The 25,031-nt window shown below is 60.7% G+C and carries 27 protein-coding genes and 1 pseudogene; 14 read left to right on the forward strand and 14 right to left on the reverse strand.

Annotated elements, in window-relative coordinates; genetic code table 11:
* Positions 1-116: 116 nt before the first annotated feature.
* From ftsE to JJQ51_RS07805, 4 genes are all read left to right on the forward strand, one after another.
* Entirely contained in the window at positions 117-776 is a 660-nt protein-coding gene (ftsE, locus tag JJQ51_RS07790; RefSeq protein WP_015341323.1) for a cell division ATP-binding protein FtsE, read from the forward strand.
* Positions 769-1,812: a cell division protein FtsX gene (locus tag JJQ51_RS07795; protein WP_374430473.1), complete on the forward strand. Its 1,044-nt coding sequence runs from the start codon at positions 769-771 to the stop codon at positions 1,810-1,812. The genes ftsE and JJQ51_RS07795 overlap by 8 nt, the downstream gene beginning before the upstream one ends.
* Positions 1,813-1,881: 69 nt before the next feature.
* Entirely contained in the window at positions 1,882-2,604 is a 723-nt protein-coding gene (locus JJQ51_RS07800; protein ID WP_269244491.1) for a YdcF family protein, read from the forward strand.
* 105 nt (positions 2,605-2,709) lie between these two features.
* On the forward strand, positions 2,710-3,513 hold the full coding sequence (locus tag JJQ51_RS07805; RefSeq protein ID WP_269244492.1) for a lysophospholipid acyltransferase family protein: 804 nt from the start codon (positions 2,710-2,712) through the stop codon (positions 3,511-3,513).
* A 27-nt stretch (positions 3,514-3,540) separates the two neighbouring features.
* Here the strand turns inward: JJQ51_RS07805 and JJQ51_RS07810 are convergent, their stop codons facing one another.
* Positions 3,541-4,113: a gamma-glutamylcyclotransferase gene (locus tag JJQ51_RS07810; protein ID WP_113354222.1), complete on the reverse strand. Its 573-nt coding sequence runs from the start codon at positions 4,111-4,113 to the stop codon at positions 3,541-3,543.
* Positions 4,114-4,124: 11 nt separating this feature from the next.
* Here JJQ51_RS07810 and JJQ51_RS07815 point away from each other — a divergent pair, with 11 nt between their 5' ends.
* On the forward strand, positions 4,125-5,138 hold the full coding sequence (locus JJQ51_RS07815) for a DUF2125 domain-containing protein (RefSeq protein WP_145636297.1): 1,014 nt from the start codon (positions 4,125-4,127) through the stop codon (positions 5,136-5,138).
* Between the two features lie 3 nt (positions 5,139-5,141).
* Here JJQ51_RS07815 and JJQ51_RS07820 read toward each other — a convergent pair.
* The 4 genes and pseudogenes from JJQ51_RS07820 to JJQ51_RS07835 form a co-directional block, all read right to left on the reverse strand.
* A pseudogene (locus JJQ51_RS07820) lies at positions 5,142-5,569 on the reverse strand (GNAT family N-acetyltransferase).
* A gap of 27 nt (positions 5,570-5,596) precedes the next feature.
* Positions 5,597-6,526, reverse strand: coding sequence for a prephenate/arogenate dehydrogenase family protein (locus JJQ51_RS07825; RefSeq protein ID WP_269244493.1), 930 nt, complete (start codon positions 6,524-6,526; stop codon positions 5,597-5,599).
* Positions 6,523-7,632: a histidinol-phosphate transaminase gene (gene hisC, locus JJQ51_RS07830; protein ID WP_269244494.1), complete on the reverse strand. Its 1,110-nt coding sequence runs from the start codon at positions 7,630-7,632 to the stop codon at positions 6,523-6,525. The genes JJQ51_RS07825 and hisC overlap by 4 nt, the downstream gene beginning before the upstream one ends.
* 102 nt (positions 7,633-7,734) lie before the next feature.
* Positions 7,735-8,514 carry a class I SAM-dependent methyltransferase gene (locus JJQ51_RS07835; protein WP_069612917.1) on the reverse strand — a complete coding sequence of 260 codons (780 nt, stop codon included), beginning with the start codon at positions 8,512-8,514 and terminating at the stop codon, positions 7,735-7,737.
* A gap of 53 nt (positions 8,515-8,567) precedes the next feature.
* On the opposite strand from JJQ51_RS07835, the gene gloB reads away from it, so the two are divergent.
* The 3 genes from gloB to JJQ51_RS07850 all read left to right on the forward strand — a co-directional run bounded on the left by gloB (position 8,568) and on the right by JJQ51_RS07850 (position 11,055).
* The gene (gene gloB, locus JJQ51_RS07840; RefSeq protein ID WP_113421404.1) at positions 8,568-9,338 is read left to right on the forward strand and encodes a hydroxyacylglutathione hydrolase; all 771 of its coding nucleotides are present in this window, start codon (positions 8,568-8,570) and stop codon (positions 9,336-9,338) included.
* Complete coding sequence (locus JJQ51_RS07845) at positions 9,338-9,763, forward strand: cupin domain-containing protein (RefSeq protein ID WP_113333931.1); 426 nt, start codon at positions 9,338-9,340, stop codon at positions 9,761-9,763. Before gloB ends, JJQ51_RS07845 begins: the two co-directional genes overlap by 1 nt.
* A gap of 134 nt (positions 9,764-9,897) precedes the next feature.
* Positions 9,898-11,055 (forward strand): esterase, encoded by a 1,158-nt coding sequence (locus JJQ51_RS07850; RefSeq protein WP_269244495.1) that lies wholly within the window; start codon positions 9,898-9,900, stop codon positions 11,053-11,055.
* Between the two features lie 21 nt (positions 11,056-11,076).
* Here JJQ51_RS07850 and yddG read toward each other — a convergent pair whose 3' ends face one another.
* Together yddG and JJQ51_RS07860 are read right to left on the reverse strand one after the other, a co-directional pair.
* Positions 11,077-11,976, reverse strand: coding sequence for an aromatic amino acid exporter YddG (yddG, locus tag JJQ51_RS07855; RefSeq protein ID WP_269244496.1), 900 nt, complete (start codon positions 11,974-11,976; stop codon positions 11,077-11,079).
* A gap of 136 nt (positions 11,977-12,112) precedes the next feature.
* Positions 12,113-12,889 (reverse strand): DUF3108 domain-containing protein, encoded by a 777-nt coding sequence (locus tag JJQ51_RS07860; protein WP_269244497.1) that lies wholly within the window; start codon positions 12,887-12,889, stop codon positions 12,113-12,115.
* A gap of 237 nt (positions 12,890-13,126) precedes the next feature.
* On the opposite strand from JJQ51_RS07860, the gene rpmB reads away from it, so the two are divergent.
* On the forward strand, positions 13,127-13,426 hold the full coding sequence (gene rpmB / locus JJQ51_RS07865; protein ID WP_069612914.1) for a 50S ribosomal protein L28: 300 nt from the start codon (positions 13,127-13,129) through the stop codon (positions 13,424-13,426).
* A gap of 117 nt (positions 13,427-13,543) precedes the next feature.
* Complete coding sequence (locus tag JJQ51_RS07870; RefSeq protein ID WP_113333929.1) at positions 13,544-14,179, forward strand: queuosine precursor transporter; 636 nt, start codon at positions 13,544-13,546, stop codon at positions 14,177-14,179.
* 98 nt (positions 14,180-14,277) lie between these two features.
* On the opposite strand, the gene JJQ51_RS07875 is transcribed toward JJQ51_RS07870, so the two are convergent.
* From JJQ51_RS07875 to JJQ51_RS07890, 4 genes are all read right to left on the reverse strand, one after another.
* Positions 14,278-15,273 carry an esterase-like activity of phytase family protein gene (locus JJQ51_RS07875; RefSeq protein ID WP_269244678.1) on the reverse strand — a complete coding sequence of 332 codons (996 nt, stop codon included), beginning with the start codon at positions 15,271-15,273 and terminating at the stop codon, positions 14,278-14,280.
* Between the two features lie 110 nt (positions 15,274-15,383).
* Positions 15,384-17,285, reverse strand: coding sequence for a cobaltochelatase subunit CobT (cobT, locus tag JJQ51_RS07880; protein ID WP_269244498.1), 1,902 nt, complete (start codon positions 17,283-17,285; stop codon positions 15,384-15,386).
* Positions 17,286-17,302: 17 nt separating this feature from the next.
* Positions 17,303-18,292 carry a cobaltochelatase subunit CobS gene (cobS, locus tag JJQ51_RS07885; protein ID WP_095436016.1) on the reverse strand — a complete coding sequence of 330 codons (990 nt, stop codon included), beginning with the start codon at positions 18,290-18,292 and terminating at the stop codon, positions 17,303-17,305.
* Positions 18,293-18,601: 309 nt separating this feature from the next.
* A complete protein-coding gene (locus JJQ51_RS07890; RefSeq protein WP_069612909.1) occupies positions 18,602-19,222 on the reverse strand; it encodes a J domain-containing protein in 621 nt (206 codons plus the stop codon).
* Positions 19,223-19,330: 108 nt separating this feature from the next.
* Between JJQ51_RS07890 and JJQ51_RS07895 the strand changes: the two genes are divergently transcribed.
* Positions 19,331-19,618, forward strand: coding sequence for a BolA family protein (locus JJQ51_RS07895; protein WP_113333926.1), 288 nt, complete (start codon positions 19,331-19,333; stop codon positions 19,616-19,618).
* A 15-nt stretch (positions 19,619-19,633) separates the two neighbouring features.
* Here the strand turns inward: JJQ51_RS07895 and JJQ51_RS07900 are convergent, their stop codons facing one another.
* The 3 genes from JJQ51_RS07900 to JJQ51_RS07910 are packed head-to-tail and all read right to left on the reverse strand — an operon-like array spanning position 19,634 to position 22,664.
* Entirely contained in the window at positions 19,634-20,944 is a 1,311-nt protein-coding gene (locus tag JJQ51_RS07900) for an HlyC/CorC family transporter (protein ID WP_113333925.1), read from the reverse strand.
* The gene (gene aroB / locus JJQ51_RS07905) at positions 20,944-22,074 is read right to left on the reverse strand and encodes a 3-dehydroquinate synthase (RefSeq protein WP_269244499.1); all 1,131 of its coding nucleotides are present in this window, start codon (positions 22,072-22,074) and stop codon (positions 20,944-20,946) included. The genes JJQ51_RS07900 and aroB overlap by 1 nt, the downstream gene beginning before the upstream one ends.
* Positions 22,071-22,664 carry a shikimate kinase gene (locus tag JJQ51_RS07910; protein WP_069612905.1) on the reverse strand — a complete coding sequence of 198 codons (594 nt, stop codon included), beginning with the start codon at positions 22,662-22,664 and terminating at the stop codon, positions 22,071-22,073. The genes aroB and JJQ51_RS07910 overlap by 4 nt, the downstream gene beginning before the upstream one ends.
* Positions 22,665-22,824: 160 nt before the next feature.
* On the opposite strand from JJQ51_RS07910, the gene JJQ51_RS07915 reads away from it, so the two are divergent.
* From JJQ51_RS07915 to JJQ51_RS07925, 3 genes are all read left to right on the forward strand, one after another.
* Positions 22,825-22,992 carry a hypothetical protein gene (locus tag JJQ51_RS07915; protein WP_167078112.1) on the forward strand — a complete coding sequence of 56 codons (168 nt, stop codon included), beginning with the start codon at positions 22,825-22,827 and terminating at the stop codon, positions 22,990-22,992.
* Positions 22,989-23,978, forward strand: coding sequence for a site-specific tyrosine recombinase XerD (xerD, locus tag JJQ51_RS07920; RefSeq protein ID WP_269244500.1), 990 nt, complete (start codon positions 22,989-22,991; stop codon positions 23,976-23,978). The genes JJQ51_RS07915 and xerD overlap by 4 nt, the downstream gene beginning before the upstream one ends.
* A 63-nt stretch (positions 23,979-24,041) precedes the next feature.
* Positions 24,042-24,995, forward strand: a complete 954-nt coding sequence (locus tag JJQ51_RS07925) for an acetyl-CoA carboxylase carboxyltransferase subunit alpha (RefSeq protein ID WP_145322060.1) — start codon at positions 24,042-24,044, stop codon at positions 24,993-24,995.
* The last annotated feature ends 36 nt before the right edge of the window (positions 24,996-25,031 follow it).

Here is a 25,031-nt window from a genome sequence, read left to right on the forward strand (position 1 = left end):
TAATGCTTCGCAAAGATCGCCATGAATAGGGCGCCTTTCCAGAAAAATTTACCGGCTGTTAATGCCATTGGTTAACAAGTCGCCTGATTGAACCCTGCGGAAGACTGGACTGCCCGTTGATTCATTTTGAGAACGTCGGTTTGCGCTACGGCATGGGTCCGGAGATCCTCCGCGACCTGAGCTTCGACATACCGAGGAAATCGTTCCAGTTCCTGACCGGCCCTTCCGGCGCCGGCAAGACGACACTGCTGCGGCTGCTCTTCATGTCGCTGCAGCCGACGCGTGGGCTGATCCGCATGTTCGACCGGGAGATTTCCTCGATCCCGCGCAATGAGCTGCCGCTGCTGCGCCGCCGTGTCGGCATCGTCTTTCAGGATTTCCGGCTGCTCGAGCATTTGACGACCTATGAAAATGTCGCCCTGCCACTCCGCGTGCGCGGCAAGGACGAAAGCTCCTACCGCACCGACGTCCTGGAACTGCTGAAATGGGTAGGCCTCGGCGAGCGCATCAATGTGCTGCCGCCGGTTCTCTCCGGTGGGGAAAAGCAGCGCGCCGCGATCGCCCGCGCCCTCATCGACCGCCCGGAAATCCTGCTTGCCGACGAACCGACGGGCAATGTCGACCCGCCGATGGCACGCCGCCTGCTCAATCTCTTTCTGGAACTCAACCGTCTCGGCACCGCCGTCGTCATTGCCACGCACGATCTCGCTTTGATGGACCAGATCGAGGCGAGGCGCATGATCCTATCGGGGGGGCATCTCGATATCTATGACTGACCCCCGCCCCCGCAGGACAGCCCCGAACACCGGAGCTCCGCAAGCACGGCAGGCGCCTGCAGCACCCGCAGAACGCAAGCGCCCGGAAATGCGCGTGCGCCCGACGGGACCAATCGTGCCGTCCTCGAACATTCAGGGCAATGCGCTGATTGTCGTCATCGCCATCATGGCCTTTCTTGCCTGCCTGACGCTCGGTGCGGTCAGCATGGTGCGCTCGACGGCGGCAAGCTGGGAGAGCCAGATTTCCCGCGAGATCACGATCCAGATCAAGCCGGACGACAATCTCGACATGGAAAAGGCACTCGCGAGCGCCCGCGACATCGCATTGAGCTTCGTCGGCACCAAATCAGGCCAGATCGTCGACGAGGCGGCGACTGCACGCCTGCTCGAGCCGTGGCTCGGCGCCGGCCTCGACATCAAGGAACTGCCCGTCCCGCGCCTCGTCATCATCACCATCGACGAGACGCATCCGCCTGATTTCGAGGCGATGCGCAGCCTGCTCAAGGCACAGATCCCGCAGGCGACCCTGGACGACCATCGCACCTGGGTCGACCGGCTGGTATCCATGGCGCACACCACCGTTCTCATCGGCACCGGCGTCCTGCTGCTCGTCTTCACCGCCATGGTCCTGACGGTGGTCTTCGCCACGCGCGGCGCATTGTCGGGCAATCGCCATATCGTCGAAGTCCTGCATTTCGTCGGCGCCGAAAGCACCTTCGTCGCCAATGAATTCCAGAAGCATTTCCTGAAGATCAGCCTCAAAGGCTCGGGAGCCGGCAGCGCGCTCGCCGCCTTGTTTTTCGCAACAGCTGGCCTTCTGCAGAGCCATACGATCGCCACGCCGCAGACCGACCAGGCAACGGCATTGTTCGGGACTTTCTCCGTCGGCGCGCTCGGCTATGTCGGCATTCTCGCCACCATGATCATCATCGCGCTGCTGACGACGCTGACGGCGCGATTCACCGTCATGCGCACGATTTACGAGATCGATCTGGTCCGTTCCGATCCCGGGCGGACGGATAGCGTACCGAATTGACGCTTCAGCGATGTTTTTTTACCGTTTGCCAGCCCGTTCATTGCCGCAATTGGCGTATAATAGCGAATCATGAGCATGGATCTGACGACTCGCAAGTCCGTGAGTTTGCAGTCGCTGCGGGCACGACCCGGCGGCGATAGACCCGTGCGCCGCAGCCTGTTCCGCCGTCTCCTGCGCTGGGGCGGCTTCGCTTTCATTTTTTTGGTCGCCATCGTTTTCGGCGGTTTCCTGCATTTCGCCGATTCGATCACCACCTTGAAGCCGCCGCTCGAGCCGAAGGCCGATGCCATCGTCGTGCTGACGGGCGGCTATCAGCGGATCGATCAGGCGGTGGAGCTGCTGCGCACCGGTGCCGGCAACCGCCTGCTGATATCGGGCGCACATCCGACCACCACGCCAACGCAAATCCGCAAGCTGACCCAGAGTTCCGCCAGCCTGTTCAGCTGCTGCGTCGACATCGGCTATGACGCGCTCGATACGATCGGCAATGCCCGCGAAGCGGCAAAGTGGATTCACGCCAGGGGCTACAAGAGCGTTCTCGTTGTCACGAACAACTACCATATGCCCCGCAGCCTCGCAGAACTGAAATACGTGGATCCCTCGACCGATTTCATTCCCTATCCGGTCGTCAACTCCGATCTGAAGAGCAAGAACTGGTTCACGGACCCGAATGCGCTGCGCACGATGATCGCGGAATATGCCAAGGTGCTCCTTGCCGGCGCCCGCAACATCACTGGACTTGGACGCCCGACCGGCTTGCGTTCGCGTCAGCCGATCGAGGACGACGACTAAGGCCTGTCGCGCAAAACCGTGCATGCACCGACTTTTTATTGACGTCGTAATCGTGTAGGCAAACCTTCGAATGCCGGCGCAAGCCGGTGCGTTGGGAAAGCCTCAATGATTATCCTGCGTTCGATCCTTTTCAACACAGCCTTCTATGCCAATCTAATCATTCGCATGATCGTGTTGGCGCCGATTTACTTCCTCATGCCGCGCAAGGCGGCCTATGCAATTCCGAAGGCATGGGCGAAATCCAGCACCTGGCTGATGGAGAAGATCGTCGGCACCACCTTCGAGATCGAGGGCTTGGAAAATATCCCCAAAGGCAGCTTCATCTTCGCGCCCAAGCATCAATCCTTCTGGGATACATTTGCGCTGCTGCCCTATCTCGACGATCCGGTCTATATCCTGAAGCGCGAGCTGATGTGGATCCCATTGTTCGGCTGGTATGCCGGGAAACAGCGCATGATCCCGGTGGATCGCGGCGCCCGCGGCAAGGTCATGTTCGATGTCCTGAAGCGCACGCGCGAAGAGCTCGCCACGGGTCGCCAGCTCATCATCTACCCCGAGGGCACGCGACGGCCGCCGGGCGCCGAGCCGGTCTACAAATACGGCATCGCCCGCATGTATCGCGACCTAGGCATCCCCGTCGTCGCCGTTGCCATGCATCCGGGCCTTTTCTGGCCGCGCCGCACCTTCCGCAAATATCCCGGCCATATCAAGGTGCGCATCCTGCCGCCGATCGAGCCCGGCATGGACCCGGATGCCTTTTTCGCGCGCCTGATCGAGGAGACGGAAAGAGCAAGCGACGAGCTGCTGGTCGAAACGATCGCCAACAACCCGAAGCTGCCGGTTCCGCCGACGGCGGCGCAACGTCTCGCGGAAATCGCCAAGGCAAAACCCGTTACCGCCGCAGTCTGAGCGAGCTCTCAACGCCAGGCGACAGGTTCAGGATGCCTTTCGCATCCGCTCCACTTCGCCGGCAACCTGTTCGAGCCAATGATCGCGGATGCCCATGTCGCGCAGATGCGTCAGCGTATTGAAGAGATAGGCGTCATTCGGGCCGGAACGCCCATTGGCAGCTTCCACCACGTGCGCGGCCTCGATTGCATCCAGCGAGCCGGCATATTGCCGGTGATTGCGATCGACGACATAGGCGACGGCGATCACGCGCCGCCCGTCGGCGAGCCGAATCGGCAAGTTCTTTTCCAGATAGACGTTGGTGACGAGTTCGCGCTCGCGCAGATAGGTTAGCACCTCATCCCAATCGGAGGCCGGAACCCGGAAGGCCATGCCCCGGCAGGAGCCGCCACGATCGAGCCCGAGGACGAGGCCGGGGTTTTCTTCCGTGCCGCGATGGACCCAGGAACGGACGCAGAGTGAGCGACGATAGCCAAAAATCAGGGCCTCGGCCCGCTCGTCATAACCAAAGCCCGGATTCCACATGAGGGATCCGTAGCCAAACACCCAAAATTCGTCCATATCCAACGCCAAATCACTGTGAAGCTTCAGTCCAACCATTGGAGAACAACATGGCAGCGTCAAGCCAGAGCGTAACGACCGGTCGAGGCAAGCGTCTGTGGCTCATCCTTTTTGGGCTTGTGGTGGTTCTAGCCGGTCTTTACACCGGCGGTTGGTACTATGCGACCAGTTTCGTCAGGACCAATGTCCTGAAGGCGCTCGGCCAGCAGAACAGCGCCGGCATTGCCGGCAAATGCGAGAACATGGCCTTCAACGGCTTCCCCTTCTCCATAGGCCTGACCTGCGACACGGTGACGGTCGACAACCCGACGCGCGGCGTCTCCACCAATTTCGACAGGCTCAGCGCCTCCGCACCGGTCTTCCAACCCAACCATGTGAGCTGGAGCCTGAAATCCCCCGCCGAGTTGCGCACGACGGAAGGCCTGACCGTATCGGCCGAATGGGCCGATCTGCAATCGAACCTTATCGCCAAGGGCCGCGGCGTCGCTCAGACTCAGACTGTCATCGAAGGGCTGAAGGCCGGCATCGTCTCCTCCGTCACCGGCCAGAGCCTTAATGTCACCGCTGCCCACACGGAGATGCACGCCAATCAGAATGGCAGCGATCTGGATTTCGCGATCGGCGTCGAAAATGCCAATGCCGTCATCAAAGACTTCCCGCAGACATTGCCCACCGCATCGACCAGCGCCAAGGTGACGCTGTCCGGCAAGGCCGGCCTGCTCGATGGCAGCGACCGGGAGGGGCTTCGCGGCTCGGCAGGCATGCTGCATCAGGCCGTCATCGATATCGGCGATGGCCGCATCATGACGCTTTCCGGACCTTTCAACTTTGACGATGAGGGTTTTCTGTCCGGGCAGTTCAAGCTGGAGATCAATCAGATCGGGCCCTGGGGCGATAGCCTGACCACGACGCTTCCCGCCGCCAAGAACATCATCAAGACGGCGACGAAGATGCTGAAGGCGCTGGCCAATGGCGCGGATAAGGTCTCCGTCGATCTCACCGCCGATCGAGGTCGCCTCTCACTCAGCGGCTTCATCCCGCTCGGAAAGATCCCGCCGATCTGAAGCCTATCCTCTGCGGGCGTCGGAGATATCCTTCACAAAGAATATCTCCGGGCTCGGCTGGACGATACGGAGGTCGATGCTGCCAGCTGGCTTGAAGCCGTTGCGGCGGTGCCAGGCCTGTGGCTCGGCTTGCGCCCATTCGCTCGATGTCATCAGATGCTTGGCGCCCTCGTCGATCATGGCGCTTTCCCAGGCGTGGAACAGAGCAGTTCCGAGACCCTCGCGCCGGTGTAGCGGCAGCACGCGGATCATATCCATATAGGTATCTTGCCCCAAAAGCGGCTGAAGCGCAGGAAGCCGAGGAGTTTGCCATCCCGCTCGGCCACAAAATATTCACCGAACGCAATGCAGCGCCCAATCCAGTCTTCACTGGCGTCATCATGCTCAAGGAGCCAGGACAAATCTTCGGAACGCGCGCGCCTGACGATCATAAGCGCCCCTCCGTCGTATAGGGATGCCTATTCCTTCACATCCAGCGCATGACGGCCGAAGTCAGGCACGTCGACATCCTGGCCGGCTTCGACGATCGAACGGCGAATGGCGCGGGTGCGGGTGAAAAGTTCGAAGATCTTGTCGCCGTCGCCCCAGCGGATGGCACGCTGCAGCGATGCCAGATCCTCGGAGAAGCGCGACAGCATCTCCAATATGGCATCCCGATTGTGCAGACAGACGTCGCGCCACATGGTCGGATCGGACGCGGCGAGGCGCGTGAAGTCACGGAAGCCGGAGGCGGAATATTTGATGACTTCCGATTCGGTCACCGTCTCCAGATCGTCGGCGGTCCCGACGATGTTATAGGCTATCAGATGCGGCAGATGCGAGACGATCGCCAGCACCTTGTCGTGATGCTCCGGATCCATCTCGTCGACGCGGGAGCCTAAGGTTTCCCAGAAGGTGCGCAGCGTCTTGATCGCCGCCTCGTCTGTGCCCGGAACTGGCGTGAAGATGCACCAGCGCCCCTTGAACAGCCCCGGGAAACCCGCATCTGGGCCGGACTTTTCCGTACCTGCGAGCGGATGGCCCGGAATGAAATGCACATTGGACGGCATATGCGGCTGCATCTGCGCAATAACCGACGCCTTGGTCGAACCGACATCGGTGACGATAGCGCCCGGCTTCAGATGCGCCGCGATTTCTTTGGCGACGCTCTCGGAGGCGCCTACAGGCACGGAAACGATGACGAGATCGGCGCCTTTCACTGCTTCGGCCGACGACGGCGTATAGCGGTCGCCGAGCTTCAGCTCCTCGGCACGCTTCAGCGTCTCGGCGCTGCGTGTCGAGATCACCACTTCCTTTGCGATACCGAGGCGCTTGATGTCGTGGGCGATGGAAGAGCCGATCAGGCCGATGCCGATCAGCGCAATGCGATCGAACTGGATGTTGCTCATGCCTTGCGTCCCATAAACTCGGTCAGAGCGTCGATGACGCCGAGATTGGCCTCTTCGGTACCGATGCTCAGGCGCAGCGAATTCGGGAAGCCGTAAGCGCGCACAGCGCGCAGGATATAGCCGCGGCTCGTCAGAAAGTCATCGGCCTCGGCCGCACGCTTGCCGTCGCTGTCGGGGAAATGGATCAGGACGAAATTCGCAACCGACGGCGTCACCCTGAGGCCGAGGGCCTCGAGCGCAGCCGTCATCTTCCCGATCCAGAGCGTGTTGTATGCCACAGCCTTTTCCGTAAAGGCCTGATCGCGAATGGCAGCCGCTCCGGCGGCAATGGCGGCGCTGTTCAGATTGAACGGAGCACGCACGCGGTTGATCGCATCGACGATATCGACAGGCCCGTACATCCAGCCGATACGAAGGGCCGCAAGGCCATAGACCTTGGAGAAGGTACGGGTCATGACGACATTCTGGTTCGCCGAAACGAGCTCGAGACCCGCCTCGTAGTCGTTGCGGCGAACATATTCGGCATAGGCCGCGTCGAGCACGAGAATGACATGCTTCGGCAAGCTCGCCTGCAGGCGACGGATCTCGCTTACCGGGACGTAAGTGCCGGTTGGATTGCCAGGATTGGCAATGAAGACCATCTTGGTCTTCTCGGTGACCGCCGCGAGGATCGCGTCGACATCGACGGTGCAATCCTTCTCCTTGACGGTGACCGGCGTCGCGCCGGCGGCCATGATCTGGATCTTGTAGACCAGGAAGCCGTGTTCGGTGATGATGCCTTCGTCACCGGTGCCGAGATAGGTGTGGCAGAGCAGCCCGAGCAGTTCGTCCGAGCCGGCGCCGCAGAGGATATTGGCCACATTCAGCCCATGCACATCGGCGATCGCCTGGCGCAATTCCTTCGCCTGTCCGTCCGGATAGCGCTCGAGATTGCCGGCAGCACTCCGGAAGGCTTCGATGGCCTTGGGGCTGGCGCCAAGCGGCGTCTCGTTCGAGGAGAGCTTGAACACGCGCGCAACGCCCGGCGCATGCTCCTTGCCCGGCACATAGGCGGCTATATCGAGGATGCCGGGACGCGGGACGGGCTTGCTCATTTCCATGCTCATGGGATCGACCTTGGGAAAGACCGGAAAATTCCGGTTTATGACACCCCGTCGCATTAAAGCGGATTGATAAATTTGTCGAGTGTCGGCGCTACGACGAAAGCGTCACGCGCCATCACGGGTCGTCGGTATGCCACGCGGCGCCAGCACCGGCACGAAGACACGGCGCGAGGCGCGAACGGCAACGGGCAGGCCCTGATAAAGCCGTTTCTGCGCCTCGACGATGATGACGCCGGAAAACGCCGGCCACAGGGTGCGGCCAACCCGCTCGAAGGCGCGGCGCAGCCGCAGCACGGTGCGCAGCTTCGAGGGCGGAAAAAACAGCGCCTCCGCGGTCGCGCCTGGCGTGAAATTGGTCTCGCGCAGCAGCGACGTCAGCTGGCCGCGCGAATAGGGCCGGCCGGAGCCGAATGGCGTGTGCTCCATGCGTGCCCATACGCCGGTACGGTTCGGCACGACAATAACAAGCCGACCACCGGGCGCCAGAACGCGCCAAAGCTCTTTCAGCGTCTCGCGCGGGCTTTCAGCGAACTCCAGAGAATGCACCATCAGCACGCGGTCGATCGAACTGTCGGGCAGCGGCAATTCCTCATCGAAGATCAATGCTGTCGCCGAGGCCGACCCCATAGGCCAGTTCACCGCGCCCTGCCCCGCCGGCATGAAGGCGAAAGTGCGTTCGGTATCGGCACGAAAACGATCGAGATAGGGCACGGCATAGCCAAGGCCGACGAGCCGCTCCTCCGGCATACGTGCCCAGATGGAAGAAAGCGCCATGGCAATCGACTGCTCCGCCAAGCGACCAAGCTCGGAATGATAAAACTGGCGGAGATCGACAATATCGGTATGCATCGAAACAAATGTTATCAGCCGAACGTTGGACTTCAAGGCCGAACGGCTTACATTCTCTACTCACGGAAAAGATGAGGACGATTTCGATCATGAAACCATTGGAATTAGAGATTTTTATCTGCCGTTCCGACAATTACGGCGTCTTGGTCCATGATCCCGAAACCGGATTGACGGCATCGATCGACGCTCCGGAAGCAGATGCGATCCTGAAGGCCGCTGATCGTCGTGGCTGGACCATCAGCCATATCCTGACCACGCATCACCATACCGATCACGTCGAGGGCAACCTGGCGCTGAAGGAGCAGTTCGGCTGCGAGATCATCGGCCCGATCAACGAGGCCGTCGCCATTCCGGGCCTCGATCGCGCCGTCGCTGATGGGGATACGTTCGAGTTCGCCGGCCATACGGTCAATGTCATCGAAACGCCCGGGCATACCGCCGGCCATGTCTGCTATCATTTTGCCGACGACAAGCTGCTCTTTGCTGCCGATACGCTGTTTGCGCTCGGCTGCGGCCGCCTGTTCGAACGGCCGGCAGCGGATATGTGGGCCTCGCTGCAGAAGCTCGCCGTGCTGCCGGACGAAACGGCCGTCTATTTCGGCCATGAATATACGCTCTCCAACGCCCGCTTCGCGCTGACCATCGATCCCGACAACGAGCGGCTGAAGGCGCGCGCCGCGGATATCGAAGCCTTGAGGGCGGAAGGCAAGTTCACCATTCCGACGACATTGGCGCTTGAGAAGGAAACGAACCCGTTCCTGCGCGCCGCGGATCCGGCAATCCGCCGCCATCTGCTGATGGAAAGCCGCAGCAACGAAGAAGTCTTCGCCGAGATCCGCAAGCGCAAGGACAATTTCTGATGCAGGCAAAAGAGATCATCGAAACGCTTTCCATGCAGCGGCATCCGGAAGGCGGCTGGTACGTGCAGACGTTTCGCGACGAGAACGGCGGCACGAGAGGCCACTCCACCGCCATCTACTATCTGCTGGAGGCGGGCGAGCGCTCGCACTGGCATCGGGTGCACGACGCCGCCGAGGTCTGGCACTACTATGCCGGCGCCCCCCTCGCTTTGCATCGCTCGGCCGACGGCAAGGCGAGTGAAAAACTCGTTCTCGGCATGGATCTGGCAAAGGGCGAGCGCCCGCAGGCAATCATTCCGGCCAACTGGTGGCAGTCGGCCGAAAGCCTCGGGCAATTCACGCTCGTCGGCTGTACGGTCGCACCCGGCTTCGAATTTTCGAGCTTCGAGATGGCGCCACCTGACTGGAAGCCGGCCTCAGACTGACCCTTTTCTACCTTTCATTGACATCACGCAGGATGCGGCCAGACAGCGCGCAGCGACGGTCTTGAAAAAGCGACGCGCTGTGTCAGCTTTACACGGGGAAAGTGAAAATTGATTCATCCGGAGGAGGTTTTTTCGTGCGTTTGTTGTTTCCTTTGCTCGTCGCAGCAGGCTGCGTCATGAGCGCCCCTGTCTTTGCCCTTGATGCTCCGGCCTCGCCGCCGGCCGACAAGTCACTGAAGAACTTCGTGACCGCGGTAGAGAAGGATGGGTCTATCACCTTCCGCCTCTATGCGCCGGCGGCAAAAGCGGTTTCCGTCACTTTGGGCTCGCGCGATCCCCTCGCCATGCAACGCAGCGACGATGGCACATGGAGCGCGAAGACGGAGGTGCTGAAGCCGAACCTCTACGAATATTACTTCAACGTCGACGGCTTCCGCAGCATCGACACCGGCACCAATGCGCCGAAGCCGCAACGGCAGGTCAATACCAGCCTGATCCTAGTGCCCGGCAGCATTCTTGATATCCGCAACGTGCCGCATGGCGACCTGCGGCTGGTGACCCTGCATTCCAAGGCGCTCGATTCGGAACGGCAGATGTATGTCTACACGCCGCCCGGCTACACCGATTCCTCCAAGCCGCTGCCGGTGCTCTACCTCTATCACGGCTTCGGCGATACCGTGGGGTCCTGGGTGCTCCAGGGCCGCGCGCCACAGATCCTCGACAATCTCCTTGCCGAAAAGAAGATCGAGCCGATGATCGTCGTCATTCCCGATACGGAAACCGACGTACCGAATGCGATCGCCGAAAACTTCCCGGCCGCCGATCGTCGCGCGAATTTCTATCCGGCCAATGCCGAGGCGGCCGATCGTGAGCTGACGGAAGACCTTATCCCCTACATGAAGAAGCATTATCGGGTGCGGAACGAGGCGAGCGGCCGCGCCGTTGCCGGCTTGTCGCAGGGCGGCTATCAGGCTCTCGTATCCGGCCTTTCACATCTGGATACCTTCGGCTGGGTCGCAACCTTCAGCGGCGTCAGCACGACGACCGTTCCGAACAAGGCGGTAGATGCCGTGCTGAGCGAACCGGAAAAGATCAACAAGGCGCTGCATAATTTCACAGTGACCGTCGGCAGCAAGGATCAGGTCGTCGGCAAGGACGTAGCCGGCTTGAAGGCGACGCTCGACGCCAAGAAGATCAAGCACGAATACCATGAATACCCCGACCTCCAGCATGAGATGGATGTCTGGCGGCCGTCGCTCGCGGCCTTCCTGGAAAAAGTCTTCAAGAAATAAACGGCAGCGAGGGCGGCGGAGCTATTCCGCCGCTTCCGCCTGCGTCCGCACGACATCATCCCGGCGCAGGATCATGCGATGGGCGGCCAGCACCGCACCTCCCGTCACGAGCAGGCAAGCAAGCGCAATGCCCCAGCTCGGCTCGGCAAAACCGAACAACGTCAGGATCAGCGTCGAGAGCAGCGGTGCGGCATAGCTTGCCGCGCCGAGGATCTGGATATCACCGTTCTTGACGCCGTAATCCCAGGCATAAAAAGCCGCGCCGACAGGAAAAAGACCCAATCCAAGCACGGCGATCCATTGGGGCACGCTCTCAGGCCAGATGGTCTCCTCCAGGCCAAGGTGGCAGAAAAAGGAGAGAATCGACGTGACCAGACAGAAGATGGTGACGACATCTGTGGAAACGGCCTCGAAGCGGCGCGTTATCAAGGAATAGCCCGACCAGGTGAAGGCACAGAGAAACGCCGCGCCATAGCCGACGGCATAGGCGCCTTCGAAATGAAAGCCGTTGCGGCCGACGATCAGAACCGTACCCGCCAGCCCCATCAGCGCGCCGACGATGTGATACCAACGCAGCCGCTCGCCGGGCAGCAACGCCGAACCGACGACGATCAGCAGCGGCCAGAGATAGGCAATCAGCCCTGCCTCCACGGCCGGCGCATGGCGCAATGCCGTGAAATAGAGGAAGTGATAGCCGAACAGGCCGGCAATGCCTGTTATCCAGACCTTGGCGGGATGGCGCAGGAGCTGCAAACGCTCCGGCCGCAGCAACAGCACCACAATGCCGGGAATGCTGCCGATGGCAAAGCAGATGGCGAGCAGCTGAAAGGGCGGCATCTTGCCGGAGGCGACAGTCAAAAGCGCCAGAAACGACCACATCAGAATGGCTGAAAAGCCTGTCAACGTCGCGCGAAATTTCATCCCTGCCCCCAGCTTATCGCCGCGGACGTCCCCAGCCCGCCAAAGCAATTCCACGAAAATACACAGCAATTTTCGTGGAATTGCGTAGAAACAATGGCGAGAATCGTCAAGCGTTTCCGTGAAAACAGCAGCCGGTCTAGCTGCCGTATTTTACGGCCGTAATCGTCACCGTTCCGTATTGCGTCGGGATGCGGACGTAGACCGGGGCATAGACATTCATCGTATCCGCCTTGGCGAACCAGATCTCCATATTGTCGCTCTTGGCGAGGTAGAGATAATCCTTGCGGGTGCTCTTGTAGCCGCTCTTCGGCGTGAAGCGCACCCCACAGGCAATGGTCTTGCCCTTGAAGCCATCGGTCGAGAAAGGATGCGATCCCTTTGGCGACAGCTTCAGATCCATGCGCATCTCGCCATCGAAGACGGCCAGCGTCTGGTTGCAGAGGTTGAGGCTGGGCGTGATCGGGAAGATCATGCCCGATATCGGATCGAGCACGGACTTCAAGTCGCTTTCCGTGATGGGGACCCAGGTGTCCGGACGCTTCGGCTCGGGCGTGATCGTATTCGACGTCACATTGCCGTTGGTATAGGCGACATCATAGGTGCGCTCTTTCTTCCCGCTCTTGTAGAAGAGCGTGTAGTGGGTCGCCTGCAGCTTGCTGTCGTTGACGACCCCAGTCACATCGGTCTTCGCATCGATCGAGGTAACGAGATCTGCAAGGCCTGCCGAGGTGATATCGCCGCGAATGGTGAACTGTTTGCCCGTGACCTCGGTCTTGAAATCCGCCCTGGCGATCGGCAGGCCGGCCAGCGAAACGCGATAGCGCGCTTCATGCCGCAGCACGTCGGCCAGTGCCATCGACGGCATTGACGCGACGATCGCTGAAATAAGAAGCCACTTCCGAATTTGAACCATGATCAGGGCCTTCAACGAGGATCAGGCAAGTTATATAGTTGCTTTGCTCGCCTGCTGCGAGCGTCAGACAACAGCAGCTTTTTGACGGAATTGCGGGAAAACACAAGGTTTGGCTTGACGCGGCCAGCCTCTCTGACTATAGAACCGCAACTTTCCAATTATGGCCTGTTGGATTGCGCGCCGGGTTTTGCCCGGTATGTCTATCCGATGGCCGAGAAAAACAAAAGTAGGTGTACCATGTCCCGCATGTGCGAATTGACCGGCAAGGCCGTCCTCGTGGGCAACAACGTTAGCCACGCCAACAACAAGACCAAGCGTCGGTTCCTGCCGAACCTCTGCCAGGTCACGCTGATTTCCGACGTTCTCGGCCAGCGCTATCGCCTGCGCGTTTCCGCTGCAGCGCTGCGTTCGGTCGAGCATCGCGGTGGTCTGGACGCTTTCCTCTTGAAGGCAAGCGAAAACGAACTCAGCATGCGCGCTCGCCTGCTGCGTCGCCAGATCGTCAAGAAGTCCGCTGAAGCTGCCGTTGCTGCCTAAGCAGCGCTAGCATTTCGCGATTTCATACCGGCTAAGAGGCTTGCACGGATCATATCCGGACAAGCCTTTTTCCATGTCCGGTTTCTTTCAACTGGTGGCATCTCCCAGGATAAAAAAATGCTGACGATACGTCATACCCTTATCTACGTTCTGCTGATGACGCTGGTCGTCGTCGCTTCCAACATCCTCGTGCAGTATCCGCTGCAGGTCAGCCTCGCCGGCATCAATCTCGCGGATATCCTCACCTGGGGTGCCTTCACCTATCCAGTCGCCTTCCTCATCACCGATCTGACCAACCGCCAGTTCGGCCCCAAGGCCGCGCGCAAGGTCGTCTTTGCCGGCTTCGTCGTCGGTGTCGCGCTGTCGTTCTACACGGCTCAGCCGCGCATCGCGATCGCCTCCGGTTCGGCCTATCTTGCCGGCCAGCTGCTCGACATCTCGGTCTTCAACCGCCTGCGCCGCATGGCCTGGTGGCGCGCGCCACTGTTCGGTTCGCTCATCGGCTCGATGCTGGACACTCTGATCTTTTTCTCCTTCGCCTTCGCGCCCTTCTTCGTCTTCTTCGGTCCGAACGATCCCTTCGCGATCGATTGGGCTCCGATCCTCGGCGCTTTCTCCACCTCGGCCCCGCGCTGGGTATCCTGGGCGATCGGCGATTTCTCAGTCAAGGTGACCGTCGGCCTCGTGATGCTGCTGCCCTATGGCGCGCTGATGAACATGCTGAAGCCGATGTCGCAGGCGCCGACCGCCTGACAGCCGAATAGTCCGCTGCGCGACGCAGTATGGCGAGCGGCACCATTTTTTGACAAAGAAGGATGGCAGCGGCCGAAAACCAGGCCGCTCGCCCGCTCTCAATTCTGGCTGACGATATTGTCATCATGCAGCTTGAACTCCAGCATCAGGCTGCGCTGCAGAATCGAATGATTGTCATCCGAGACCATGACAAGATGCAGGGAACCGTCGGCCGCGCGGAAGACATCAAGACCCTCCATATTGTCGATCTGATCTCCGGAGCCCGCCTCGAAGATCACCTTGCCGTCCACGACAGCGCCCGGCTTGATATCCGCACCGACGATGCGGCGGACACGCACGCCGAGGCCATGGATCAGCCCGAAGCGCCGCTCCAGCAGCAATAGGTCACCATCAGGCAGAAAGACGCCGTCGCTGACATTGAAGCCGCCATGGCGCCTCACGGTGAAGCGCCCCTGAAGCGGCCCGTCCAGAACGGCGGCGAACAGATTACCCTGATCATCCAGACTGTCTTCGGCGACGATAACAGCCCCACCGGCAAGCGGGCTCGACTGCGGCGCGATCATCAGTGCCTCGAGGCTGCGATTGGACCGCAGTTCCCATCTCGGGATAAGAACGGGCATGCTGCCATCGGGCGGCGAAATCTCAAAGCCTGGATCGGGATAGGCATCGACGCGGTGATATTGTTCGTAGCTGACGAGGACGTGATTGCCGCGCAGCGCCAAGCCTTCGGCATCCATGGCCCCATCGCCCGCATCCGTCTCGCCGAAGCGGTCGATCATAGGCGCAATCCGCGCATCGCTGATCCCCTTCAGCCGCCCCTCCTGGTCGCGTTCGATGGTGCCGGTGAACCAGTGGCCGGTATCCAGGACCGAAATGAAATGCCGCTGATCGTCACGAAAACGAATGGCCGAAACAGCGCCGAGAAGCGCATTGTCCGAGCTGAACTCAAGACCGCTGAGAAATTCCAGCGCGCCGAAGCGCGTTTGATCCGAGCCTCGTTTGAAGGTGGAAATGACCTGGGCCTGAATTGCCGCCTTGCCACGCTCGTCGGCGTCATTTCCGGAACCGCAGCCCGAAAGCAGACCCGCGACCATCGCAATGAAACACACGGATTTCGCGGCAACCGGCCAGCGTCGCGAACCGGCGATCTCGTCCGAAAAAGACGCCGGCCATAAGGCCGATGCCGATAAACGCCACAGCGGGCTCAGCTGGCGCGGCGCATGCGCGAGCGCGGCATGCTCGTCTGATCCTCGAAAAGCGAGGCAAGCTGCTCCGTCATGGCGCCGGCCAGTTCATCAGCATCGACGATGGTGACGGCGCGGCGATAGTAGCGCGTCACATCATGGCCAATACCGATGGCAAGCAATTCCACCGGCGAGCGCGTCTCGATCTGGTCGATGACGGCGCGCAAATGCCGCTCCAGATAATTGCCTGGATTGACCGACAGCGTGGAATCATCGACCGGCGCACCATCCGAGATCATCATCAGGATGCGGCGTTGTTCTCGGCGTCCGAGCAGGCGGTTATGCGCCCAGATCAGCGCTTCGCCGTCGATGTTTTCCTTGAGCAGGCCTTCGCGCATCATCAGACCGAGGTTACTGCGAGACCGTCGATAGGGCTCGTCCGCGGACTTGTAGATGATGTGGCGCAGGTCGTTCAACCGGCCCGGCGTTTGCGGCTTGCCGCTGGCCAGCCACTTTTCACGCGCTTGGCCGCCCTTCCACGCCTTGGTGGTAAAGCCGAGAATCTCGACCTTCACACCGCAGCGCTCCAGCGTGCGGGCCAGAATATCGGCACAGGAGGCGGCAACCGTGATCGGACGACCGCGCATCGAGCCGGAATTGTCGATCAGCAGCGTCACCACCGTGTCGCGGAACTGCGTATCGCGCTCCATCTTAAAGGACAGCGCCTGCATCGGATCGATGATCAGCCGCGGTAGGCGTGCCGGATCGAGATAGCCCTCTTCCAGATCGAAGTCCCAGGAGCGATTCTGCTGCGCCATCAGACGGCGCTGCAGGCGGTTGGCGAGCCGGCCCACGGCGCCCTGCAGATGGGCAAGCTGCTTGTCGAGGAAGGCACGCAGGCGCTCGAGTTCGGCCACGTCGCACAGCTCCTGCGCCGTCGTGGTCTCGTCGAACTCCTCCGTATAGACGTGGTAGTCGACCTTCTCGTTGAAGTCGGCGAAAGGCGTGTTCGGACGACGGGTTTCGCCCGGCGTTTCCGAATCTTCCTCGCCCTCTTCGCTCATATCGTCGTCGGAGATCTCGCCGCCGTCTTCGGTCGCACCGTCTTCCATCTGCTCGTCGGAAGCTTCGCTATCTTCGGCTGGGGCGGCGTCGGCGCCTTCGTCTTCCTTGACGTCGTCGTCGTTCTGATCCTCGCCGCTCGGCTTGTCTTCTTCGCTCTGCTGATCCTCGCTGTCGGGTTCCGACTGCTCGTCGCCATACTCCTCGGCCATTTCCATAGCCGTCAGCATGTTGCGGACGACACGGGCGAAGCTCTGCTGGTCGTTGATGGCAGACAGCAGATTGTCGAGTTGACCGCCGGTCTTTTCCTCGATGAAGGGGCGCCAGAGATCGAGCACCTTGCCGGCGCTTTCCGGCGGTTTCTGGCCGGTCAGCTTCTCGCGCACGATCATCGCCATGGCTTCACCGATCGGCGCATCCTCGCGCCGTTCGATGCCGGAGAAATTCGCCTTGGCGTATTTCTCCGTATTCATGGAGTTGAGGTTGGCGGCAACACCGCTCATGCGCAGCGAGCCGATCGATTCGACACGCGCCTGCTCCACAGCATCGAAGATCGAGCGGGCGTCCGCGCCTTGCGGCGCCATGACGGCATGCACGCGGGCATCGTGACAGGCAAGCCGCAGGGCCATCGAATCGCCAAGGCCGCGCGTCACCGCGAGCTCATGGGCTGTCGGCCGCTTCGAAAGCTCCGGCAAGCGGATGCGCTCGCCGGTCATACCCGGGCGTTCATTGGCAAAGGCCACCTCGACCTCGGCATCGCCGGCGATCGAGCGGACACAGCCGCTGATCGCCCGGCGCAACGGCTCCATGTCCACCGGGGCGCCCGGCTTCGCTTTGGAATTATCTCCGCGACCTGACATGATGTGTCGGCTTTTCCTTAGGCTTCGAGCACGATGTTGGCGGCACTTTCCTTCAGCTCGACGCCGAACGCGCGCTGATAGTGCTCGGCAACCAGCGGCCGTTCCAGCTCATCACACTTGTTGAGGAAGGTGACGCGGAAAGCAAAGGCGACATCGCCGAAGATTTCCGCATTTTCGGCCCAGGTGATGACGGTACGCGGGCTCATGACGGTCGACAGATCGCCATTCATGAAGGCAGCGCGCGTCAGGTCGGCAACGCGGACCATCTTGGAGACGGTGTCGCGGCCCTTGTCGTTGCGGAAGGACTTCACCTTCGCCAGTACGATATCGACTTCATTGTTGTGCGGCAGGTAGTTCAGCGTCGTCACGATCGACCAGCGGTCCATCTGCGCTTGGTTGATCTGCTGCGTACCGTGATAGAGGCCGGTCGTGTCGCCGAGACCGATGGTATTGGCGGTTGCGAACAGGCGGAAGGCCGGGTGAGGACGGATGACGCGGCTCTGGTCGAGCAGGGTCAGACGGCCCGAGGATTCCAGCACGCGCTGGATGACGAACATCACGTCCGGGCGGCCGGCGTCATATTCATCGAACACGAGCGCGACATTGTGCTGATAGGCCCAGGGCAGGATGCCGTCCTTGAATTCGGTGACCTGCAGGCCATCCTTGACGACGATCGCATCCTTGCCGACGAGATCGATACGGCTGACGTGGCTGTCGAGGTTGATACGCACGCACGGCCAGTTGAGGCGCGCGGCGACCTGCTCGATATGGGAGGACTTGCCGGTGCCGTGATAGCCCGAGATCATCACACGGCGGTTATGAGCGAAGCCGGCGAGAATGGCGAGCGTGGTCTCGCGGTCGAAGAGATAGTCCGTGTCGAGATCGGGCACGTAGGCACTGCCCTGGCTGTAAGCGGGCACGCGAATGTCGGAATCAATGCCGAAGACTTCGCGGACCGAAACTGTGGTATCGGGGATCTCGGAAATATCAAGGTCAATCTTGCTCATCATGTCTCCAGGGCGGGTGGCTCTCACCCTGCCATATCAAACTCAGCCGATTTATCCGAAACGCCGCAGCTTGTTGCCCGCATCCGTCCGGTCGGAACAGCGGCGATACTTCTCCGGGACTAAAGCAAAATCTCGGCGCGATAATATGATCGCTTGCGAGCATCCTTGAACAGAGTCCCCGGACAAGAAACGCCGCGCCCGGAAAGTTGACCGAGGTGCAGCCAGCCAAATGCGCACCCTGCCGCGGTTGCCCGCAGCTTCAGCCGATTTGGACCATACCTGATTGAAGGCGGAGAGCAAGGACGGGAATTAACAAAAACCGTTCTGCTTCAATAATTGATAGGCCTGAATAACTGCGCGGAAGCGCTCTTCCGAGCCGCGGTCGCCGCCATTGGCGTCGGGATGGTGCATTTTCACCAATTCCTTGTAGCGGCGCTTGATTTCCGGAGCCGAGGCATTGGCGCCGAGACCCATGGTGTCGAAGGCTTTCGCCTCCAGCGTTTTCAGCTTGCGCTGCTGCGGAAAACGCGGGCCGCGACCTTGGCCCTCGCCTTCCCTAACGAAGCCGAAGGGGTCGCGAACGCGGGAATAGGCGCCCGAGCGGATATCGGAATGAAGCGGGCTGTTCCTGGCAGCCTTGTTCACGCCGACGGTCCAGGTCGGACGGTGGCCGGTGATGGCTTCCTTCTGATAGCGCGCGATTTCCCCGTCCGAGAGGCCGGAGAAATAATTGTAGCCCTTATTGTATTCCTTGACGTGCTCGAAGCAGAACAAAAAGAACTGCCCTTCCGCATTGCGCCCCACCGGGGCGCGATGCGTACCGTGCTTGTCGCAGCCGTCCCACTGGCACGTCGGAGGACCCTGTTCGGGCTCCTGCGCGCGCTTGCGGCGGGTGCGGATGCGATCGAAATATTTTGAATCAAGTCTCATGGCGTCCTAATTATGGGGCCTTGGATACCCCACAACAAGAATTGACAAACAGGAATGTTATAGGCTTTGTGGGAGCCTTTTTTTCGCAAGCGAGGTCGACGCGGGAATATGGAAACGACACTGCAATCCCGCATTGAGCGGAAGCTCACCGATGCCTTCGCGCCCGAGCGCCTTGCCGTCATCAACGAGAGCCACCTGCATGCGGGTCATCAGCCCGACATGACCGGGACGGGCGAAACTCATATAAGAGTTCGCATCGTGTCCGCCAAGTTTTCCGGCATGCCGCGCCTCGCGCGCCACAGGGCGATCAACGAGTTATTGAAGCCGGAACTGGAGGCGGGGCTGCACGCGCTGGCGGTAGAGCCAGCAGCTCCGGGAGAGACGGTGCGCTGGTAGGGCGCTGGGGACGCCTTAAGCCGGCTTCGCCTCTTCCGACTCCGCGGGACGGATGCGCAGCTTGGTGATGCGGTTCTTTTCGCGCTTCATGACGATGAAGCGCTTGCCGTAGAACGTGAAGGCCTGCCGCTCTTCAGGGATGGTCATCGATTCGTGGATGACGAGGCCGGCAATCGTCGTCGCCTCTTCGTCGGGCAAATCCCAGTCGAGCGCGCGGTTCAGGTCGCGAATCGGCACGACTCCGTCAACAACGATCGAGCCGTCGGCCTCCTGCCGCACGCCCTGGATATCCAGATCGTGCTCATCGGCGATGTCGCCAACGATCTCTTCCAGAATATCCTCCAGCGTGACGATGCCCTGCACCTCGCCATATTCGTCGACGACGACGGCGAAATGCTGCTTGCGGCGCAGGAAGGCGTTGAGCTGGTCCTCGAGATTGGTGCTGTCGGGCACGAACCAGGGCTTTTGCGCGATCTTGACGATATCGAGATTTTCCGGCTCGACATTGCGTTCCGCCAGCGCCCGCAGCAGATCCTTGGCATGTACGACGCCGATGATGTTGTCGATGGTGCCGCGCCAGAGCGGCATGCGCGTATACGGACTGTCGAGGATCGCACGCACGACCACTTCTGGCGGATCATCGGCATTGATGGCGCGCATTGCCGTGCGGTGAACCATGATATCTGACAGTTCCAGCTCGCCGAGATCGAGAACGCCGCCCAGACGGTCGCGGTCGGCCTTGACCACGGAACCCTCGCGGTGGAGCAGATCCACGGCGCCGCGCAACTCCTCATGCGCCGACAGCATCGACACTTCCCGCGAGAGATTGACGCCGAAAATGCCCAGGATCTGGCGCACGATGGCATTGACGACGCTCGACACGGGCCCAACGACGATGACGAAAAGGCGTATCGCACTGGCGACATTCAGCGCGAAGCGATCCGGCGTCGCAATGGCCCAGCTCTTGGGCAGAACCTCCGCGAAAATGACGAGGATGACGGTCATGGCGGCAGTGGCGATCGCCACGCCGGAATTGCCGAACAGACCCAGGAACACGCTGGTCGCAAGCGAGGACGACAGAATATTGGCGAGATTGTTGCCGATCAGCAGCGCGCCGATCAATCGGTCGCGACGTTCTATCAAGAGCCGCACGATGCCGGCACGCCTGTCGCCGTTGGCTTCCAATGTATGAATACGGCTGCGCGAAGCCGCCGTCAGCGCCGTCTCCGAGCCGGCAAAGAAGGCGGAAAGCAGCACCAGGGCCACGATCGATATAATCTCGGGCCAATATTCCCACAAAACAGCCAGCGTGCCCTCGACGGTCATCAGGGATGTTTTTCCTTCAGGAAACTCAGGACTTCGGAAGACGGTACATCGTCCGCAACGAAGGACTGACCGATGCCACGCGTGAGGATGAAGGTGAGCTTGCCGCTTTTGACCTTCTTGTCCTGCGCGATCGCATCCATCAGCGCTTCGGCCGGCGGCAGCTCGCCCGGAATATCGCCCATCCGCGTTGGCAGGCCCACGGCCTTCAAATGCGCCTCGACACGCTTGGCATCATCCGGGCTTGCCAGATTGAGGCGCGCGGAAAATTCATGCGCCAGCACCATGCCGATCGCAACACCCTCGCCATGCACCAGCCGGCGGCTGTCATAGGCAGTGGCGGCTTCCAGCGCGTGGCCGAAGGTATGGCCGAGATTGAGCAGCGCACGCGGGCCGTTTTCGCGTTCGTCGGCAACGACGACATCGGACTTTGCCTGGCAGCTGGCGGCAATCGCCTCGATGCGAGCGGCACCACCCGAGAAGACATCCTTCCAATTGGCTTCCAGCCAGGCGAAGAAATCCGGCTTGTCGATCAAGCCATATTTGGCGACTTCGGCATAGCCAGCACGAAATTCACGCTCGCTCAGCGTATTCAGCACATCGGTATCGGCAAGGACGAGATCAGGCTGGTGGAAGACGCCGACCAGGTTCTTGCCATGATGGGTGTTGATGCCGGTCTTGCCGCCGACGGACGAATCCACTTGCGACAGCAGCGAGGTCGGCACCTGGACGAAACGAACGCCGCGGCGCACGATGCCGGCAGCAAAGCCGGAGAGATCACCGATGACGCCACCGCCAAGTGCGATCACCGCATCGTTGCGCTCCACACGCGCCGTCAGCACTGCATCGCAAACGGTAATCAGATGCTCGAAGCTTTTTGTCTTTTCGCCAGCGGGCAACACGAGGCTGGAAGCCTGGATACCGGCCGCTTCAAGGCTCGCAACCAAAGCATCGAGGTAAAGCGGCGCGACATTTTCATCAGTGATGACGGCGGCCTTGCGCCCCTTCAGCCGGGCTGCGATCTCTTGGCCCGCACGCGCGATCAGGCCGGGGCCGATCAGGATGTCATAGACACGCTCGCCGAGAGGCACGCGCACGAGACGCTCAGCGGAAGCCGGTGTGATCGCATTCATGGTATTCTGCTTTCTGCTTTCTTTCCCTCGGCAATCGCGGCAAGGACTTCCCTGACCATGATATCCTTGCTTACGTCGCGGGAGAGAACCGTGATATCGGCTTCCGCATAGATCGGATAGCGCGCATTCATCAGGTTCTCGAGGGTCTGTTTCGGATTCTCGGTCTTCAGCAACGGCCGTGTGTCGCGCTTGTTGACGCGGTCCCACAAGACGTCGAGGTCGGCCTTCAGCCAGACGGAAAGACTGCCGCGCTTGACATGCAGCCGCGTGCTTTCGTTGATGAAGGCACCGCCGCCGGTCGAGACGACACGCGGGCCGCCCTTGAGCAGCCGCTTGATGACACGCGTTTCAAGCGCCCGGAACTCCTGCTCGCCATAAGCGGCAAACAGTTCGGCGATCGTCATGCGCGACACGCGCTCAATCTCGATATCCGTATCGACGAAGGGAAGGCCGAGCTGCTGCGCGACTGGCCGGCCGATCGAGGATTTTCCTGCTCCCATCAATCCCACGAAGACGAGATTGCGCTGACCGAGCGCAGCACGCGCCCTGTCTTTAAGGCTCTCGGCAAGGGTCAGGACTTGTTCACTCATCGGCCCATTCACAATTTCTTTGGAAACGGTATCGTCAAATGCACCGGTAGCGTCAAGACGCCGCTATCGTAAACATGTCTGCAATATCCTTCAGCTAACCCTTGAAGGACATAATTATTGCGCATCGCCGCGCCAATGAACGGCGAAGGAGAGTTTTCGAATGCCAACCCTATTTCGCTTCCTTGTCATCTGCGCGGTCATCGCCGGATCGATATATGGAGCAATGTGGGCTCTGGTGCTCTTCGTCGATCCCCAGCCACGTGATGTGACGATCCGCATTGCCCCCGAACGCCTCAATCCTCCGACGACAGGCTCACTGAAACCATGAGCGCGCAAGCCGAAAATATACGAGCGGGCAAGAGAGATCTGGGGCGAGTGCATCTGGAAGCCTTTCTGGAAATGATGAGCGCCGAGCGGGGTGCTGCCGTCAACACGCTGCAATCCTACGAGCGTGATCTCGACGATCTTCATTCATTCCTATCCGGGCAAGGAGTCCGCCTGACGGAAGCCAGCTCCAGCGACCTGGGAGCCTATCTTTCCAACCTGTCGAGCCAGGGCTTCAAACCGTCCTCGCAGGCACGCCGGCTCTCTGCCATGCGGCAATTCTATAAGTTCCTCTATGCTGAAGGTCTGCGCACAGACGACCCGACGGGGATCCTCGATGCTCCCAAGAAGGGCCGCGCCCTTCCGAAGACGATGGGCGTCGACGACGTGACGAGGCTTCTGAGCCAGGCTGAGGAGGAGGCCGCGGCCGACGGACCGGACCGGCTGCAGCGCCTGCGCATGCTGGTGCTCCTGGAAATGCTCTATGCCACCGGCATGCGTGTGAGCGAGCTCATCTCTCTGCCGGCGAAGGTGCTGGATCAGGAAGGCCGCTTCCTGATGATCCGCGGCAAAGGCAACAAGGAGCGGCTGGTACCGCTGTCGCAGTCGGCCATTTCGGCGCTGAAAAGCTATGGGCGGCTGCAGGCCGAGATTGCGGCAAACGCTAAGAACCCTGCCCCCGAAAGTCCGTGGCTTTTCCCCGCCGCTTCCAGGCAGGGCTATCTGCCGCGTCAGGTTTTTGCGCGCGATCTCAAGGACCTTGCCATTCGGGCGGGCCTGACGCCTTCGATGATTTCACCGCATGTGATGCGCCATGCCTTCGCGAGCCATCTTCTCGCCAACGGCGCGGACCTGCGCGTCGTGCAGGAACTTCTCGGCCATTCGGACATTTCGACGACGCAAATCTACACACATGTGCTGGAAGAACGCCTTCATCAGCTGGTCCAAACGCATCACCCCCTTGCCAAACAGGCAAAAAAACAGGATTAGGACCGGCACACAGGCTGAAGCCGCCATCTCTCGTCACGGGCAAAAGGATCGGAAACGCACCTCATGCACAATTATCTGGACTTCGAAAAACCCATCTCGGATCTCGAAGGCAAGATTCACGAGCTCAAGAAACTGGCGAGCGAAGACGAAAGCATCGACACGTCCGAGGAAGTCGGGCGGCTTGAAATCCGCGTCCGCGAGGCGATGGCCGACATCTATTCCAAGCTCAACGCCTGGCAGAAGACGCAGGTCGCCCGCCACCCGCAGCGCCCGCATTTCGTCGATTATGCCAGTACGCTGTTTACGGAATTCACACCGCTGGCCGGCGATCGCCAATTCTCCGAGGATGCCGCGATCCAGGCAGGTTTTGCTCGCTTCCGCGGCCAGCCGGTCGCCCTCATCGGCCAGGAAAAAGGCAACGATACCAAGAGCCGCCTGAAGCATAATTTCGGCAGCGCCCGGCCGGAAGGCTATCGCAAGGCGATCCGTATCCTCGAAATGGCCGACCGCTTCCAGTTGCCCGTCATCACGCTGGTCGACACCGCCGGTGCCTATCCGGGCGTTGGCGCCGAAGAACGCGGTCAGGCCGAAGCGATCGCCCGCTCGACCGAGATGTGTCTCGGCGTGAAGGTGCCGATCATCTCCATCGTTATCGGCGAAGGCGGTTCCGGCGGCGCCATCGCGATAGCCGTCGGCAACCGCGTCTATATGCTCGAACACTCGATCTACAGCGTGATTTCGCCCGAAGGTGCGGCCTCGATCCTCTGGCGCGATTCAACGCGCGCCAAGGAAGCAGCAACCAACATGAAGATAACGGCCGATGATCTGAAGAGCCTCGGCGTGATCGACGGCATCATCTCCGAGCCCGTCGGCGGCGCGCATCGCGATCCGAACGCGGTGATAAGCTCGGCCGGCGAAACGATTGCGACCGCGCTTGCAGAGCTTTCCAGCCGTTCGGGCGAACAATTGCGCAGCGACCGCCGCCAGAAATTCCTCAACATCGGTCGCAATCTCTAAGCGGCATTCGGAAAAAGTGATCGCTGAAAGCGGAAA

It is taken from the genome of Rhizobium sp. AG207R (assembly GCF_027109195.1).
Classification (GTDB): Bacteria; Pseudomonadota; Alphaproteobacteria; order Rhizobiales; family Rhizobiaceae; genus Rhizobium; species Rhizobium dioscoreae.

Bases quoted from the DNA above. Each gene is read 5' to 3' on its own strand.
- JJQ51_RS07860 (WP_269244497.1), bottom strand. From the start codon at position 12,889: ATGGTTCAAATTCGGAAGTGGCTTCTTATTTCAGCGATCGTCGCGTCA.
- JJQ51_RS07915 (WP_167078112.1), top strand. From the start codon at position 22,825: ATGCCAACCCTATTTCGCTTCCTTGTCATCTGCGCGGTCATCGCCGGA.
- JJQ51_RS07805 (WP_269244492.1), top strand. From the start codon at position 2,710: ATGATTATCCTGCGTTCGATCCTTTTCAACACAGCCTTCTATGCCAAT.
- JJQ51_RS07925 (WP_145322060.1), top strand. From the start codon at position 24,042: ATGCACAATTATCTGGACTTCGAAAAACCCATCTCGGATCTCGAAGGC.
- JJQ51_RS07825 (WP_269244493.1), bottom strand. From the start codon at position 6,526: ATGAGCAACATCCAGTTCGATCGCATTGCGCTGATCGGCATCGGCCTG.
- hisC (WP_269244494.1), bottom strand. From the start codon at position 7,632: ATGAGCATGGAAATGAGCAAGCCCGTCCCGCGTCCCGGCATCCTCGAT.
- cobS (WP_095436016.1), bottom strand. From the start codon at position 18,292: ATGAGCAAGATTGACCTTGATATTTCCGAGATCCCCGATACCACAGTT.
- JJQ51_RS07895 (WP_113333926.1), top strand. From the start codon at position 19,331: ATGGAAACGACACTGCAATCCCGCATTGAGCGGAAGCTCACCGATGCC.
- JJQ51_RS07900 (WP_113333925.1), bottom strand. From the start codon at position 20,944: ATGACCGTCGAGGGCACGCTGGCTGTTTTGTGGGAATATTGGCCCGAG.
- cobT (WP_269244498.1), bottom strand. From the start codon at position 17,285: ATGTCAGGTCGCGGAGATAATTCCAAAGCGAAGCCGGGCGCCCCGGTG.
- JJQ51_RS07815 (WP_145636297.1), top strand. From the start codon at position 4,125: ATGGCAGCGTCAAGCCAGAGCGTAACGACCGGTCGAGGCAAGCGTCTG.
- JJQ51_RS07870 (WP_113333929.1), top strand. From the start codon at position 13,544: ATGCTGACGATACGTCATACCCTTATCTACGTTCTGCTGATGACGCTG.
- JJQ51_RS07890 (WP_069612909.1), bottom strand. From the start codon at position 19,222: ATGAGACTTGATTCAAAATATTTCGATCGCATCCGCACCCGCCGCAAG.
- aroB (WP_269244499.1), bottom strand. From the start codon at position 22,074: ATGAATGCGATCACACCGGCTTCCGCTGAGCGTCTCGTGCGCGTGCCT.
- gloB (WP_113421404.1), top strand. From the start codon at position 8,568: ATGAAACCATTGGAATTAGAGATTTTTATCTGCCGTTCCGACAATTAC.
- JJQ51_RS07810 (WP_113354222.1), bottom strand. From the start codon at position 4,113: ATGGTTGGACTGAAGCTTCACAGTGATTTGGCGTTGGATATGGACGAA.
- JJQ51_RS07910 (WP_069612905.1), bottom strand. From the start codon at position 22,664: ATGAGTGAACAAGTCCTGACCCTTGCCGAGAGCCTTAAAGACAGGGCG.
- rpmB (WP_069612914.1), top strand. From the start codon at position 13,127: ATGTCCCGCATGTGCGAATTGACCGGCAAGGCCGTCCTCGTGGGCAAC.
- JJQ51_RS07795 (WP_374430473.1), top strand. From the start codon at position 769: ATGACTGACCCCCGCCCCCGCAGGACAGCCCCGAACACCGGAGCTCCG.
- JJQ51_RS07845 (WP_113333931.1), top strand. From the start codon at position 9,338: ATGCAGGCAAAAGAGATCATCGAAACGCTTTCCATGCAGCGGCATCCG.
- yddG (WP_269244496.1), bottom strand. From the start codon at position 11,976: ATGAAATTTCGCGCGACGTTGACAGGCTTTTCAGCCATTCTGATGTGG.
- xerD (WP_269244500.1), top strand. From the start codon at position 22,989: ATGAGCGCGCAAGCCGAAAATATACGAGCGGGCAAGAGAGATCTGGGG.
- JJQ51_RS07800 (WP_269244491.1), top strand. From the start codon at position 1,882: ATGAGCATGGATCTGACGACTCGCAAGTCCGTGAGTTTGCAGTCGCTG.
- JJQ51_RS07875 (WP_269244678.1), bottom strand. From the start codon at position 15,273: ATGGTCGCGGGTCTGCTTTCGGGCTGCGGTTCCGGAAATGACGCCGAC.